This is a genomic window from Paraburkholderia dipogonis (assembly GCF_046027395.1).
GTDB lineage: Bacteria > Pseudomonadota > Gammaproteobacteria > Burkholderiales > Burkholderiaceae > Paraburkholderia > Paraburkholderia dipogonis_A.
Genome location: NZ_JAQQEG010000021.1, coordinates 1 through 15,093 on the forward strand (window position 1 = coordinate 1; position 15,093 = coordinate 15,093).

A 15,093-nucleotide genomic window follows, 5' to 3' on the forward strand; every position below is an offset into this window, starting at 1 on the left:
CCCGGCGGGGGGGGCGGGCGCGGCGCCGGCCGCGCGGCCGGCGCGTCCGGTTCGTCAGAAGCGTGGAAAGCGGCATGCATTTGCCGAAGCGCAGCGGTCGCAATGGGTGCGGTATCAGGCACGTTGCCTGCAACGCATCAGGTGCGGTGCGCGGCGGCCTGCCGTGGCGTTGGCTGGCGCGGTATGCAGGTTGCGCCCAACCGGCCGAGCCACGCTACCTGGGCTTCGCCGCGCGCGGCGCATGGCGGCACGCTTTTCCGTCCAGACGGATTTTAGCAGGTGCTAATATGTTCAATGAGATGCCCACCAAGGGCCGTGGCCGCCGGGCCTGATCGGCGAGCCAACGTAACGCGCGCTGGCAGCCGCCTTTGAGCCGCTCGCGCGCCAATCCAACATAACGAAAAAGGGAACAGTCATGTTGATTACTTTCAAATGCCGCGCCAGCCCGGACGTGATGATGCTGGAAAATCTTGCCCAGTACCTCGTCGGCATCGTCGGCAAGCGGCTGGGTGAACGTGGCGTCATCACTCACGACGAACTGGGCCCGGCCATCGATAAACTCGAGGCAGCGATTTCCGTCGACAAGCAGGAACGTGCCGAGCACGACGGCCATTTCCACGAAGGCGAAGACGGCCACGAGCATCACGAGATTCCGCCGGGACTCGCGCAGCGCGCGTATCCGTTCCTCGACATGCTGCGCGCGGCGCGGAAGGAAAACGCGGATATCGTCTGGGGTATCTGATCCGGCGCTGAACCGCTGTGCGCCGCGTTCGAAAGAGCCGCGGCGCCCGGCGGCGCGAACCTTGTGCTCCAATGAAAAGAGCCCGCTCGATGCGGGCTCTTTGTCGTTCAGAGATCCAGACCGACCGGCGCTGCCGTGCTGCTTACTGGCTGGCGGCGTCCGCCGGCGCGGCTGCGGGAGCCGACGCACCCTTCTTCGCTTTCTGTTTCTTCGGTTTCTTGACGTGTTTCACCGTGGGCGGCGAATACGAACTGACCGAGCTGGAACCGCCAGGCGCGGCGGGCTGGGCCAGCGCCGCCGTGGCGCCCAAGGCAAGCGAAACAGCGGTCAACAACAGCGTCAGCTTCTTCATACGATTTTCTCCGTTGACGATTGCAATTAGTAAGCCGACGCGTTTTGGCCGCGTCTGGCGGGGTCAAGCCGCCTCAGTCTACAAAGCCGAAAATTACGTTGCCGCAAATATTCAGTCTTTCAAGGCCGATATAGTGGGTTTCCCGCCACGTCCGACGGCTTACAGCAAAGGCGCCAAGGCCCGTTCCGCATCCGTTTTCGACAGCGACATGCGCTTTGCGTAGTCTTCCAACTGGTCCTGGCCGATCTTGCCGACCGAGAAGTAAGTGCTGTCCGGATGCGCCAGATAGAAACCGGAGACGCTCGCCGCCGGCAGCATGGCCAGCGATTCGGTTACGCTCATGCCGATATCGGTGGCTTGCAGCACGTCGAACATATCGCGCTTCACCAGGTGATCCGGGCAGGCCGGATAGCCGGGCGCTGGACGGATGCCGTGATACTTTTCCGCGATCAGGTCCTCGTTGGAGAGCGTTTCGGCGTTCGCGTAGCCCCACAGGTCGCGCCGCACGCGCGCATGCAGCGCTTCGGCGAAGGCTTCGGCGAAGCGGTCGGCGAGTGCCTTGAGCATGATCGCGCTGTAGTCGTCGTGATCCTTTTCGAACTGCTTTTCTTTCACGTCGACGCCCAGACCTGCCGTCACCGCGAACATGCCGATGTAGTCGGCCACGCCCGAGTCCTTCGGCGCGATGAAGTCGGCAAGCGAGCGGTTCGGCCGCATCACGCCGTCCACCACAGGACGCACGCTTTGCTGGCGCAGATTGCGCCACGTGAGCGCGACTTCGGAGCGCGATTCGTCCGTGTAGATTTCGATGTCGTCGTCGTTCACGGTGTTGGCCGGCAGCAGCGCGATCACGCCGTTCGCTTGCAGCCAGCGGCCCTGGATCAGGCGCGCGAGCATCGACTTGCCGTCCGAAAACACGCGCCGCGCGGATTCGCCGACGATCTCATCGTTCAGAATGGCCGGATACGGGCCAGCCAGGTCCCACGTCTGGAAGAACGGACCCCAGTCGATATAGTTCGCCAGGTCGCTCAGATCGAAATTCTTGAACACGCGGCGGCCGATGAACTTCGGCTTGACCGGCTGATAACCCGCCCAGTCGACCTTGGTCTTGTTGGCGCGGGCTTCGGCCAAAGTGACCATGGGCTGCGCCTTCTTGTTGGCGTGCTGATCGCGGATCCGGTCGTAATCGGACTTGAGTTCGTCGAGGTACTTCGCGGCGCCCTCGTCGGACAGCAGGCTCGACGCCACGGAGACCGAGCGCGACGCGTCCGGTACGTAGACCACGGGCCCTTCGTAATGCGGCGCGATCTTCACGGCGGTGTGCACGCGCGAGGTGGTCGCGCCGCCGATCAGCAGCGGAATCTTCTTGATGCGGAAGTAGTCGTCGCGCTGCATTTCCGAGGCGACATACGCCATCTCTTCGAGGCTCGGCGTGATCAGCCCGGAGAGCCCGATGATGTCCGCGCCTTCGACCTTCGCCTTGGCGAGAATGTCGTTGCAGGAGACCATCACGCCCATGTTGACCACTTCGAAGTTATTGCACTGAAGCACCACCGACACGATGTTCTTGCCGATATCGTGCACGTCGCCCTTCACCGTGGCGATGACGATCTTGCCCTTCGCGCGCACGTCGGCGCCGGCTTCGGCCATCAGCTTCTTTTCTTCTTCGATGTACGGAATCAGATGCGCGACGGCCTGCTTCATCACGCGCGCCGACTTCACCACTTGCGGCAGGAACATCTTGCCCTGACCGAACAGGTCACCGACGATATTCATGCCGTCCATCAGCGGGCCTTCGATCACGTTGATCGGGCGGCCGCCATCCGCGGCGATTTTCGCGCGGACTTCCTCGGTGTCTTCGACGATGAAGTTGGTGATGCCATGCACGAGCGCATGCGACAGACGCTTCTCGACCGGCTGGTTGCGCCACTCGAGGTTCTCTTCCTTCTTCGCAGCGCCGGTCTTGAACTTGTCGGCGATTTCGAGCAGCCGGTCGGTGCCGTCTTCACGACGGTTCAACACGACGTCTTCGACACGCTCGCGCAACTCCGGATCGAGGTCGGCATACACGCCGAGCTGGCCCGCGTTGACGATGCCCATGTCCATCCCCGCCTGGATCGCGTGATAGAGGAACACGGTGTGGATCGCTTCGCGCACAGGATCGTTGCCGCGGAACGAGAACGACACGTTCGACACGCCGCCGCTCACCTTCGCGTACGGCAGATTCTCTTTGATCCAGCGCGTAGCGTTGATGAAGTCGACGGCGTAGTTGTTGTGCTCTTCGATGCCAGTTGCGATCGCGAAGATGTTTGGGTCGAAGACGATGTCTTCCGGCGGGAAGCCGACTTCGTTCACGAGGAAATCATACGAGCGCTTGCAGATCTGCGTCTTGCGTTCGAAGGTATCGGCCTGACCTTTTTCGTCGAAGGCCATCACCACCGCGGCCGCGCCGTAGCGGCGAATCAGGTTCGCGTGGTGGCGGAACGCGTCTTCGCCTTCCTTCAGCGAGATCGAGTTGACGATCGCTTTGCCTTGCACGCATTTCAGGCCCGCTTCGATCACTTCCCACTTCGACGAGTCGATCATGATCGGCACGCGCGCGATATCCGGTTCCGACGCGATCAGATTCATGAAGCGCACCATCGCCGCTTTCGAATCGAGCATCGCCTCGTCCATGTTGACGTCGATGACCTGCGCGCCGTTCTCGACCTGCTGGCGCGCGACCGCGACCGCGTCGTCGAACTGGTCGTTCAGGATCATTCGCGCGAACGCCTTCGAGCCGGTCACGTTGGTGCGTTCACCGACGTTGATGAAAAGCGTCCCGGACGTGACGTTGAACGGCTCGAGGCCGGAAAGGCGCATGGTGTGATCGGTCATGGCGTATGTGCTCGATTGCTGCGATTAAGTGCGTCGTGTTCGATAGCGGAAGTGCGGCGACGGCTCAGTGAGGCGCGGCTGGACTCAAGCTGCGTCGCGGTACTGCGTCGGCCATTGGCGCGGCTTCACTTCAGCCAGCGCCTGCGCAATCGCCGCAATATGCTCCGGCGTCGTGCCACAGCAACCGCCGGCGATATTCACAAGCCCGGCCTGCGCGAATTCCTTCAGTAGACCCGACGTATCCGCGGGCAGCTCGTCGAAGCCCGTATCGCTCATCGGATTCGGCAAGCCAGCGTTCGGATAGCACGATACGTAGGTGTCGCAAAGCTTGGCCAATTCGGCGATATACGGGCGCATCAAAGCCGCGCCCAACGCGCAGTTCAAACCAAACGTGAGCGGCTTCGCATGACGCAGCGAGTTCCAGAACGCTTCAACCGTTTGCCCCGACAGAATGCGGCCCGACGCATCGGTGACCGTGCCCGAGATCATGATCGGCAAACGCTCGCCGGTGTCTTCAAACAGTTCGTCGAGCGCAAACAGCGCAGCCTTCGCATTGAGCGTGTCGAAAATGGTCTCGACGAGAAACAGGTCCGCGCCGCCATCGAGTAAGGCCTTGGCCTGCTCGTAATAGGCCGCGCGCAGTTCGTCGAACGTCACGTTGCGCGCGCCCGGATCGTTCACGTCAGGCGAAATGCTCGCGGTCTTCGGCGTCGGTCCGATCGCGCCGGCTACGAAGCGCGGCTTGTCGGGCGTCGAATACTTGTCGCACGCGGCACGAGCCAGTTTCGCCGACTCGAGATTCATCTCGATCGCGAGCGCTTCCATGCCGTAGTCCGCCTGGGCGACCGTGGTCGCACCGAACGTGTTGGTTTCGATGATGTCCGCGCCCGCCGCCAGATACTGCTCGTGGATCTCGCTGATGATCTGCTGCTGCGTGATCGACAACAGCTCGTTGTTGCCCTTGATGTCGCGCCCGTAGTCCTTGAAGCGCTCGCCGCGGTAGCGGGCTTCGTCGAGCTTGTAGCGCTGGATCATCGTGCCCATTGCGCCGTCCAGGATCAGGATGCGCGACTTGAGCAGCGCGGGCAGCGCCGTGCCGCGCGTGTAGGCGGCGTCGGGACGGACTGGCGTGGCGGTTTGAGCAGGCTGGTTCATGGCGGACGAGGGCTTGCGCCGGCTTTTTCGGGAAACCTGTCATTGTAGCCGCTGCCGGACAGATCCGCCCGGCGCGGGCGAGGCAGCTACACGGGCTGTCGAGGCGCGCTGCATAAAACGCAACGTTGAGGTGGCACGGCAAAGAAAACGGCCCAGCGAGGCAAAAGCCTGCTGGGCCGCTTCATATTTGCCGACCGACTTGTAAAAGCCGCCGGTTTGCCCAGTTACGGGGCCGGACGGCGCGGTCGATATCTGTCGCCAAAAACGTTAAATCGAACCTTGCGGTTAGTGAAGAATCACCGGTTGATGCATCAGGCTGTCGAACTGGCCGAGGAATTCGTCTACTTCGTCCAGCGACGGTTCCTCTTCGATCAGCTTCTGCACGTGCTCGCGAAAACGCGCCGCCATTGCTCCGTCGATATAGATCTCACGCTGCATGTTTTTGTCGACGATCTCGTAGCCGCCGGACTTCATGGCCAGCGGGCCTTCCTGTGGCGGAAACTCGACGACACAATAGTTGGGGCTGTTGTAGATCATTTGCATGGCGACACTCCTTATTTCCGTTGGCTCCTGGCCATTCCTGCGCCATAGGTGGAGCGTATGGTTTGGAATTCAAGGGGTGGGTCCGGATTGACGCTTGTAAAGTCCCGAACCTACCGGTTAGACCGGCCTTTCAAGAAACGTTTCAAGCAGTGCAGCAAAACGGTGAGATTGCTCGATGGGCGCGAGATGAGCGGCATCCAGCAGTTCGAAACGTGCGCCTTCGATGGCGTCTGCTATTGCCTGTGTAGAAGCAGGCGGCGTGCCCGTGTCGTGGCGGCCCGCCACGGTCAATGTTGGGCATCGGATTGCTCCCAGCTTACTGCGTACGTCGAAATCGCGCAGGGCTTCGCACGCCATGGCGTAGCCTTCTGACAACGTGTGGGTCAACACGTCGCGGATCTGCTCGACCGCTTCGGGATGCGCGGCCTGAAAATCGGGCGTCAGCCAGCGGCTCAATGTCGCGGGCACGAGCGGCGTCATACCGTCGCGGCGGGCCGCCGCGGCACGCTGATCCCACGTGGCACGGGCTTCCTGCGGCGTGCCGCCGCTGCTGTCGGCGATCGTCAAGGAGTCGACGCGCGCGGGATGATCGAGTGTGAATTGCTGCGCGATCATGCCGCCCATCGACATGCCGACCAGATGCGTACTGGGTGCGTCGAGTGCATCGAGCAGCGTGGCGAGATCGTGTGACAGATCGGCGATGCTGAAGGGCGCGCCGGATGCGGCGGTCTTGCCATGGCCGCGCACGTCGTAGCGCAGCACGGTGTAGTCGTCGCGGAAATAGCCGGCAAGTTGGTCCCAAACCGACAAATCGCCGCCAAGCTGGTGGATGAACGTCAGCCACGGGCCGCCGCCCTCGTTGCTCAGCACATAGCGCGTCTCTATACCGTTGATGTTCACTTGCATGCGGGCTCCTTTGAAGGGGAACGCAGTGGAAGGATCCATTCGCGCGCGCTGAGTCCCATCTGGTCTGGGCTATACGGCTGATCTATATACGCAGCATAGGCGCGAACAGTTGCAGCAGGTGGTGCGAGTCAGCTGCGTTGCGGAAGTTTCGCCGATCTGATGGAGACCTTGTTCGGGTTCGTCGCTCAGGGTTTGATGATGCCGGGTGTGTTGGCGGGATCGGTCGAATCGACCGGTGGCGAGGGCGTGGCCTCGGGCGTCACTGCCGATGCTGCCGGAGCTGAAGGGCTGGTCGAAATGTCAGGGGAAGCCGTGCTCGCGTCGCCATTGCTGTTGGGCGCGCTGTCGGCCGTGTCGGCATTGAGCTTGCCACGCCACACCAGTTCGAATTGCGTGCCGTTCGGTTCCGTCTGGACGATCCGCGCAGGCAGCCAGCCGAGCGATGGCGCAAGCCACACGTCGATGCGGCGCAAATCACCATCACGGCGGGGCAGGCGCTTGAAATGGCGCGTGTCGAGGAAACCTTGGGCCGTGCGGATGGTTTCGTCGCCAATCGTCTCGACCGGCCAGTTTTCGCCGCTGTCGTTGTCTACCACGAAGAACTGCCGCGTCACGCCCGGCTTGTAGGCGCCCGGGTCGCCGCGCACGAGGCTGGCGAGTTGCATCACCATGCTGAAACGGTCCTGCGCGCCCTCGGGCAACGGCAGCGTGGTCGGGGTGCGCGTAAAAGCGATCTTTTTGTCAGTGCGGTTGAAGATTGCGATGTCCTCCGGCCGGCGGCCGCGCTTTTCGACGTACTGGTCCGGTGCGAGGCCGAATGCGTCGATACGGCCATGGCTCGAATACACGAATGTGCCGACGAAAGGCAGCGGCACGGAGACCACCATTTCGTAGCTTTGCGCGCTGCTGCTCCAGTGGATCGTACCGGGCTGGTTGCGCACGCCGTTATAGAACGTGTCGTACTGCAGTTCGCCCGATGGCGGGACGGAGAACTTCACACCGGGCGACGCTTGCGGCGCGCTCGCTGCGCTGGCGGCGGCATTGACCGCGTTGGGGCCTGCTGCGGCCGGGGCGCTTGCCACGGCGTCAGATACCGCGGCAGGTGCCGCCGGCGCGGCTTGCTTTGCCGGCTGCAGGGCAGTTAGAACATGTTCGCGCGGTTTGCTCGCCGCGGCGTGGCGCGCCGCAGCCGGTTCGGGCGCGGGTGACGCAGCGGTGGCCGGTTTGCGTTCGATACGTTCGGGCGTCAGCAACGCGACTTGCACGGGCACATGCTCATTGTCCGAGGGATTGAGCGTCGCGCGATTGCGCTCGACCCATTGCGCGGCGATCCAGTGCAAAACGGCCACGATCAACAGCACCACGATCCAGCGCCACACGCGCAAACCGGTGCGCGGCCCGCTGGGCGGCGTGCGATCGGAACGGCGGGTGGCGGGGGCAGAGGACATCGGTCAGTGAATGAGTGCGGACGGAAAGCTTCGGGATTGACGCGCAGCGCGCGCGAGCGGCGGTTAATGCGAAAAAGGCGCCAGGCCTGATGCCTGATGCGTACGAGGCCGGCAGTGAACCGATTCGACCGCACAGCCGCGAGCGATGTTCCGCGCGGGTGAAAACACGCGCATGTTCAAGACCCGGAACAGCACATGCAGCGCCGTGCCGCCGTGCCCACCGACTGAGTTCGCTTCAAACCCTGCAACGCGCCAAGCGCACTCCGCGCAACGTCACGCCTATTCGTCGCGTGGCGACGCACTATACCCCAGCTCATACGAGAGCTTTTGCGCGCACTCGCGCAATGCCGTATCGATCTCGCCGCCCCAGCGAATATCAAACGCGCCTTCATGACCGAGCGCGACGAGGCCGAGCGCGAGTTCGCCGGTCGAGTCGAACACCGGCATGCAGAACGCGTGAATGGTCGGCAGCAACATGCCTTCCACGCGCGCCGCCTGATGCTCCCGCACTTGCGCGAGAACCTGTTCGACTTCGTCGCGCGTACGGGGCGCGCCCATATGCGACGAACGGCGCGAATCGGCCAGTTCGCGTTCGAGCATCGCGGCGGTCTTGCTCGACGACAGATACGCGGCGAACAGCAGGCCGGTGGCGGAACTGAGCAGCGGCATCACATCGCCGAGTTTCAGCGACGCCTTCGCCGGATAGCTCGATTCCATCCAATGCACCATGGTCGGCCCCTGATTGCCCCATACCGCGATGCCTACGGTGAGATCGAGCCGGTCGCGCAATTCAGACAGCGCGATGCGCGCGAGCTTGACGCCGTCGACCCGAGCCAGCCGCGCGAGTCCCAATTGCAACGCGAAACCGCCTAGCTCGTAACGGCCCGACAGCGGGTCTTGCGACACCACACCGAGGCGCAGAAAACTCACGAGATAGCGATGCGCTTTCGCCGGGCTCATGCCGGCACGCTGGGCGAGATCGCGCAGCATCATGGCGCGCGGCTCATGGGTCAGCACGTCGAGCAATTTGAAGCCGACTTCGATCGACTGAATGCCCGAGCGCAGCTTTTCCTCGCCGCTCTCGACGCTTTCGTCGTCGGGTTCGGTTGGGTCGGGCGGTTCAGCGGAGTCGGCGTCGGTACGGATCGCGCCGGAGCGGGCAATTGGAGGCATGAGCGAGGCGCACGCGGCGCATTCAAAAAGTGACACACGGATGAGGCAGATCGCGGGCACTTGGGCCGCGCCGATTCACCATCGTAGAATAGATTCCCTCTATCGTCACTAACACGGTTCATTCCTCTATGAAACTTGCCACGCTGAAGGACGGCACGCGCGACGGCCAACTGATCGTCGTGTCCCGCGACCTGCACACCGCGGCTGTCGCCGACGCGATCGCGCCCACGTTGCAACGCGTGCTCGACGACTGGGCCTTCTACGCGCCGCAATTGCACGATCTGTACGACGCGCTCAATCAGGGCCGCGCGCGCAACACCTTCCCGTTCGACGCCAAGGAATGCATGGCGCCGCTGCCGCGCGCGTTTCAATGGGCCGACGGCTCGTCGTATGTGAACCATGTCGAACTGGTGCGGCGCGCGCGTGGCGCGGAAATGCCGCCGGAATTCTGGACCGATCCACTGATGTATCAGGGCGGCAGCGACGACTTCATCGGGCCGAAAGACGACGTGCTGTGCGCGTCCGAAGCATTCGGTATCGACTTCGAGGCGGAAGTCGCCGTGATCACCAGCGATGTGCCGATGGGCGCCACGCCCGACCAGGCGCTCAGAAGCGTGCGTCTGATCACGCTCGTCAACGACGTCTCGCTGCGCAATCTGATTCCCGCCGAACTCGCGAAGGGCTTCGGCTTTTTCCAGAGCAAGCCGGCCACGTCGTTCGCGCCGGTCGCGGTGACGCCCGACGAACTCGGTGAACACTGGCGCGAAGGCCGCGTGCATCGGCCGATGATCGTCCACTGGAACAACAAAAAAGTCGGCCAGCCGGACGCCGGCACCGACATGGTGTTTCACTTCGGCCAGTTGATCGCGCACGCGGCGAAGACGCGCAATCTGCGCGCGGGCGCGATCGTCGGCTCGGGCACGGTGTCGAACAAGGATGCCAAGCGCGGCTATTGCTGTATCGCCGAGAAGCGCTGCCTCGAAACCATCGAGCACGGCGCCCCGCGGACCGAGTTCATGAAGTACGGCGATACGGTGAAGATCGAAATGTTCGACGAAGCGGGCAAGTCAATTTTCGGTTCGATCGATCAGGGTATCGCGCCGCTGGATTGAAGCACCGCTTTTGTGCGGAACGCGTCGTTGCGGCCAAGTCAGCAGCGCGCCGCGCCGGATCCGAAAGGGTTTCGCCCGATGCCGCGGCGAGTGCGCGCGGCTACACTGACTGGCGCGACGGCATGGCCGGGGTGGCTGGCTGCGGGTTCATCGCAGGACCGTCGTGAAGCCGCGTATGAACGGTACATGAACAGGGCATGAGCCGGGACATCGGCGGTACATCAAAACGAAAAACCGACGTGAGGAGACAGCATGCCGCGAATCGAATCTCTTGAGCCTGGAATCCGGCGCGCCCGCGCATCTAACACCCCGCACCTGACGCCCTCGCGCAATCGCGTCGCGCGCCGCGCCGTTGCGTTATGCGCGGCGCTTGCCGGCGTGTTGCCCGGCATCGCGCTCGCGCAAGTGAAAATCGGCCTCGTGTTGTCGCTCACCGGGCCGGCCGCCTCGCTCGGCATTCCCGCGCGCGATACGGTCGCGTTGCTGCCCAAACAGATCGGTGGCCAGAGCGTCGAATACATCGTGCTCGACGACGCGTCCGACACAACCCAGGCCGTACAGGACACCAAGAAGCTGATCTCCGAAAATCACGTCGACGCGATCATCGGCTCGTCGATCACGCCGAATTCGCTGGCGATGATCGACGTGGTCGCCGAAGGTCAAACGCCGATGATTTCGCTGGCGTCGTCGGCGAAGATCATCGAGCCCGTGGATGCGAAGCGCCACTGGGTCTTCAAGACGCCGCAAACCGACGCGATGATGGCGTCGGCGATTGCCGAACATGCCAGCCTGCACGGCGTCAAAACCATCGCGTTCATCGGCCAGGCCGACGCGCTCGGCGAGACCTTCTACACCGAGGTCGCGAAGTTCGCGCAACTGCATCACATCGAGATGGTGGCGAGCGAGCGCTTCAATCGCACCGATCCGAGCGTGACCGGCCAGGTCCTCAAGATTCTCGCGACGCATCCCGACGCCGTCGTGGTCGGCGCGGCCGGCACGCCCGCCGCCTTGCCGCCGAAGACGCTCAGGGAACGCGGCTACAAAGGGATGATCTATCACAATCACGGAGTCGGGAATAACGACTTCCTGCGCGTGTGCGGCGCTGATTGCAACGGCACGTTCCTGCCCGCGAGTCCGGTGCTGGTCGCCGCACAACTGCCGGCGGATCATCCAGCGAAACGGCTCGCGCTCGACTACATCGCGCGCTTCGAAGCGGTGCGCGGCGCGGGCAGTGTCTCGGCCTTCGGCTCGTACACGTGGGACGCGGGCATGCTGCTCGGCAATGCCGTACCGATCGCGCTGAAAAGCGGCGCGCCGGGCACGCCGGAATTTCGCCGCGCGCTGCGCGATGCGCTCGAGGCGACGCGCGGTCTCGCGGACACCAACGGCGTCGTCAACATGAGCGCCACGGATCACCTCGGGCTCGATCAGCGGGCGCGTGTGATGGTCGAAATCAAGAATGCGAAGTGGGTTTATCAGCCGCGTTGAATCAACGCGGCACGGTTCAACCGACACACCGACACACGGATTGCTCATCATGTCTCAGGCACCACACCGTAACGACGCGTTTTACGCGCACTACCAGTCGCTCCAGTTGCATCGCCATCCGCATGGCGTGCTCGAAGTCGTGATGAGCGGCGAGGGCGCCAACAAGAGCGCGCTCGCCACCGCCAACGCGCGCATGCACTTCGAACTCGCGGAGATCTGGCGCGACATCGACCGCGATCCCGACACGCGTGTGGCGATCATTCGCGGCGAAGGCAACGGCTTTTCCGCTGGCGGCGACCTGCAACTCGTCGAAGACATGGCCACCGATTTCGATGTGCGCGCCAGGGTATGGCGCGAGGCGCGCGATCTCGTCTACAACGTGATCAATTGCAGCAAGCCCGTCGTGTCGGCCATGCACGGACCGGCGGTGGGTGCCGGGCTCGTGGCGGGGCTGCTCGCCGACATCTCGATCGCGACGAAGACGGCGCGCATCATCGACGGCCATACGCGTCTGGGCGTAGCCGCGGGCGATCACGCGGCGATCGTCTGGCCGCTGCTGTGCGGCATGGCGAAAGCCAAGTATTACCTGATGCTGTGCGAGCCGGTGAGCGGCGAGGAGGCGGAGCGCATTGGCCTCGTCTCGCTCGCCGTCGACGAAAACGATCTGCTGCCCAAAGCATTCGAGGTTGCGCAGAAGCTCGCCAACGGCTCGCAAACGGCGATTCGCTGGACCAAGTACGCGTTGAACAACTGGCTGCGCTCGGCGGGACCGGCGTTCGATACGTCGCTCGCGCTGGAATTCATGGGCTTTGCCGGGCCGGATGTGCGCGAAGGCGTGAACTCGCTGCGTGAGCGGCGCGCGCCGGATTTCGGCGGCGCCGACCCGTGGCGCGCACCGCCCTCGAACGGCGGCGCAACAGGCGGCGAACGCTCCTGAGGCCGCTTCCCGCACGGTATGATCGAATCAGACGCGCGCGGGACGGCGCCCCTTCCTTACTTGACGTAGCGAGGCGACAACCATGACCGATACTTCTCACTCCACGCCGCCCTTTCCCGGCTTTCCCGGTTTTCCGCCCGCTGAAATGCTCGAACGCATGTGGGGAATGATGCGGCTCTCGCCGTTCGGCTCAGCTTTTTCCGGCGCGCAACCAGGCGGCGGCCTCAGCCCCTCGCTCTCGATGATGTCCGACATGATGGCGCCGCTCACCAACGTCGAGGAACTCGACAAGCGCATCACCGACATGCGCGCGGTCGAGCAATGGCTCAAGCTGAATCTGAGCATGCTGCAGTCCGCGATTCAGGCGCTCGAAGTGCAGCGCGCGACGCTCGCGACACTGCGCGCGTTCGGCGCTTTCGCGCAGTCGTCGATGGCGCAACCCGCAGCGGAGTCGGCCGCGCCGAGTCCCGCGCCGGCCACGGGCTGGCCACATCCGGCGGCGCCTGCCCCGGCGCCAGCGCAAGCTGCTTCGGCGAGCGCCGCTTCGTCGGCTGAGGAGTCGGCCGGCGGGGAAGAGGAGGCGCCCGCCACGCCGCCATTCGACGCATCCGCGTGGTGGAATCTGCTGCAATCCCAGTTCAACCAGATTGCCCAGTTCGCGATGACGCAACCGCCGGCCGCCGGTGCGGGTGCCGAGGCCTCTGATTTTGAGCCCGACGAGGCGGCCGCTTCGGCTGCCGGCGGCGAGCCAGAGTCCAACGCGGCGCAGGCGTCGGCGCGAGACGAGGAAACTGCGGAGTCCGCGGCCAAACGACCGGCGGCGAAGCGGGCGCCGGCCGCCACGAAGCGCACGAGCGGCGCAAGTGCCAGCCCGAAAACCACGAAAAAGTCTATTTAAAGGCAGGAATGAAACGCGCTGGCGCGGCGCGGGTATCGAAGCCGCACAGAAACGCGAGTTCGCCGTCTGTCATGGTTTTGACCCCGATCGTCGGCCACACTCCGCGAATCGCGCGATTTTGTTGCGCAAGGTCAGCCGGGCACCGGAATTGCGGCTGTTACGGCGCGGGTTCGGCCAGGTCAGCGTGCTATCATTGTGTAAGCTTAATTTGGCTTTTGGGCGTGCGCTGAAAACTACCAATCCAGCCGCCCTTGCTCCATTCACCGCCGGCAACACCGGCGCAGGGCTGGACGATGCGGTTTTCATCGCAAACTGGCTCGACCTCAGGCACAGGGTATCCCTCACCCACGGTTGGCCGCGCCGCGCGTAACGTAGGGGTAGTCGCGCAGGCGCAAATGCCTGGACTTCTTTGCCGCCAGGTGCATCTGGGCGGCCGATTACCGCGTAAAATTGAATGCTTGGCCGGCAAACGGTGCACATATGGGTGCGATCCGTTCGTCGTGAGCAAAAGTGCTACACGTAGCAGCAACAGACACACACAGTATGCGCAGAACAGGGGTGGGACTATGAACACCATGCTTTATCCGGAACTTTATAAATCGCTCGAATCCGTTCGATGGGACATGGAGAAAGACATTCCCTGGGACAAGTTCGATGCATCGCTATTGACCGACGAGCAGGCAGCGACGATCAAGATGAACGCGATCACCGAATGGTCGGCGTTGCCCGCCACGGAAATGTTTCTGCGTGACAACCATCACGACAGCGATTTCTCCGCGTTCATGAGCGTGTGGTTCTTCGAAGAACAGAAGCATTCGCTGGTGCTGATGGAATATCTGCGCCGCTTCAAGCCGGAAATGTGTCCGACCGAAGAGGAGCTGCACGCCGTGCGCTTCGAATTCGATCCGGCGCCGCCGCTCGAAACGCTGATGCTCCACTTCTGCGGCGAAATCCGCCTGAATCACTGGTATCGCCGTGCAGCCGAATGGCACACCGAGCCGGTCATCAAGCACATCTACGAAACCATCTCGCGCGACGAAGCGCGTCATGGCGGAGCATATCTGCGCTACATGAAGAAGGCGATGGCGCAAACCGGCGATATCGCGCGTGCCGCGTTCGCGAAGATCGGTGTCCTGATGGCATCGGCTCGCCGCACGGAAAAACCGCTGCACCCGACCAACCTGCACGTGAACCAGGCACTGTTCCCGCGCGACACGATTCAATCGCGTCTGCCGGATCCGGAATGGCTCGAACGCTGGCTCGACGAACAGATCCGTTTCGACGACGGCTGGGAAAAGAAGGTGGTCGAGCGTATTCTGCACAACCTGTCCATTCTGTTTGAGCGCACGTTCAACACGGCGCAGGAACTGAACCGCTACCGCAAGGAAGTGGTCGCGCGTCTGCAGGCCGAGCAGAAGTCGGCTGAACAGCCGGCCTGATGATCGTGAGCATGTGACTCGGG

General features: G+C 63.3%; 14 protein-coding genes. 7 read left to right on the forward strand and 7 right to left on the reverse strand.

Annotation, left to right across the window (positions count from 1 at the left end; genetic code table 11):
- The first annotated feature begins 415 nt into the window (after window positions 1-415).
- A complete protein-coding gene (locus PQR32_RS21695; protein WP_408231449.1) occupies window positions 416-742 on the forward strand; it encodes a DUF1840 domain-containing protein in 327 nt (108 codons plus the stop codon).
- A gap of 142 nt (window positions 743-884) precedes the next feature.
- On the opposite strand, the gene PQR32_RS21700 is transcribed toward PQR32_RS21695, so the two are convergent.
- From PQR32_RS21700 to PQR32_RS21730, 7 genes are all read right to left on the reverse strand, one after another.
- Window positions 885-1,094: a hypothetical protein gene (locus tag PQR32_RS21700; protein WP_012431543.1), complete on the reverse strand. Its 210-nt coding sequence runs from the start codon at window positions 1,092-1,094 to the stop codon at window positions 885-887.
- A 159-nt stretch (window positions 1,095-1,253) separates the two neighbouring features.
- The gene (gene metH, locus PQR32_RS21705) at window positions 1,254-3,971 is read right to left on the reverse strand and encodes a methionine synthase (RefSeq protein WP_408231452.1); all 2,718 of its coding nucleotides are present in this window, start codon (window positions 3,969-3,971) and stop codon (window positions 1,254-1,256) included.
- Window positions 3,972-4,055: 84 nt separating this feature from the next.
- The gene (locus PQR32_RS21710; protein ID WP_408231455.1) at window positions 4,056-5,126 is read right to left on the reverse strand and encodes a homocysteine S-methyltransferase family protein; all 1,071 of its coding nucleotides are present in this window, start codon (window positions 5,124-5,126) and stop codon (window positions 4,056-4,058) included.
- Between the two features lie 285 nt (window positions 5,127-5,411).
- Complete coding sequence (locus PQR32_RS21715) at window positions 5,412-5,669, reverse strand: BTH_I0359 family protein (RefSeq protein ID WP_007179533.1); 258 nt, start codon at window positions 5,667-5,669, stop codon at window positions 5,412-5,414.
- Between the two features lie 117 nt (window positions 5,670-5,786).
- Window positions 5,787-6,575: an alpha/beta fold hydrolase gene (locus PQR32_RS21720; RefSeq protein WP_408231458.1), complete on the reverse strand. Its 789-nt coding sequence runs from the start codon at window positions 6,573-6,575 to the stop codon at window positions 5,787-5,789.
- Window positions 6,576-6,760: 185 nt separating this feature from the next.
- Window positions 6,761-8,023, reverse strand: coding sequence for a DUF3108 domain-containing protein (locus tag PQR32_RS21725; protein WP_408231461.1), 1,263 nt, complete (start codon window positions 8,021-8,023; stop codon window positions 6,761-6,763).
- Window positions 8,024-8,302: 279 nt separating this feature from the next.
- Window positions 8,303-9,196: an IclR family transcriptional regulator gene (locus PQR32_RS21730; protein WP_408231464.1), complete on the reverse strand. Its 894-nt coding sequence runs from the start codon at window positions 9,194-9,196 to the stop codon at window positions 8,303-8,305.
- A 128-nt stretch (window positions 9,197-9,324) separates the two neighbouring features.
- On the opposite strand from PQR32_RS21730, the gene PQR32_RS21735 reads away from it, so the two are divergent.
- From PQR32_RS21735 to PQR32_RS21760, 6 genes are all read left to right on the forward strand, one after another.
- Entirely contained in the window at window positions 9,325-10,308 is a 984-nt protein-coding gene (locus tag PQR32_RS21735; protein WP_408231467.1) for a fumarylacetoacetate hydrolase family protein, read from the forward strand.
- A gap of 252 nt (window positions 10,309-10,560) precedes the next feature.
- Window positions 10,561-11,796, forward strand: a complete 1,236-nt coding sequence (locus PQR32_RS21740) for an ABC transporter substrate-binding protein (protein WP_408231470.1) — start codon at window positions 10,561-10,563, stop codon at window positions 11,794-11,796.
- Window positions 11,797-11,845: 49 nt separating this feature from the next.
- A complete protein-coding gene (locus PQR32_RS21745) occupies window positions 11,846-12,733 on the forward strand; it encodes an enoyl-CoA hydratase/isomerase family protein (RefSeq protein WP_408231473.1) in 888 nt (295 codons plus the stop codon).
- 82 nt (window positions 12,734-12,815) lie between these two features.
- The gene (locus PQR32_RS21750) at window positions 12,816-13,631 is read left to right on the forward strand and encodes a PhaM family polyhydroxyalkanoate granule multifunctional regulatory protein (protein WP_408231475.1); all 816 of its coding nucleotides are present in this window, start codon (window positions 12,816-12,818) and stop codon (window positions 13,629-13,631) included.
- Complete coding sequence (locus tag PQR32_RS21755; RefSeq protein ID WP_408231478.1) at window positions 13,597-14,001, forward strand: hypothetical protein; 405 nt, start codon at window positions 13,597-13,599, stop codon at window positions 13,999-14,001. Before PQR32_RS21750 ends, PQR32_RS21755 begins: the two co-directional genes overlap by 35 nt.
- A 196-nt stretch (window positions 14,002-14,197) precedes the next feature.
- Window positions 14,198-15,070, forward strand: coding sequence for a ferritin family protein (locus PQR32_RS21760; RefSeq protein WP_007179525.1), 873 nt, complete (start codon window positions 14,198-14,200; stop codon window positions 15,068-15,070).
- Window positions 15,071-15,093: the final 23 nt, after the last annotated feature.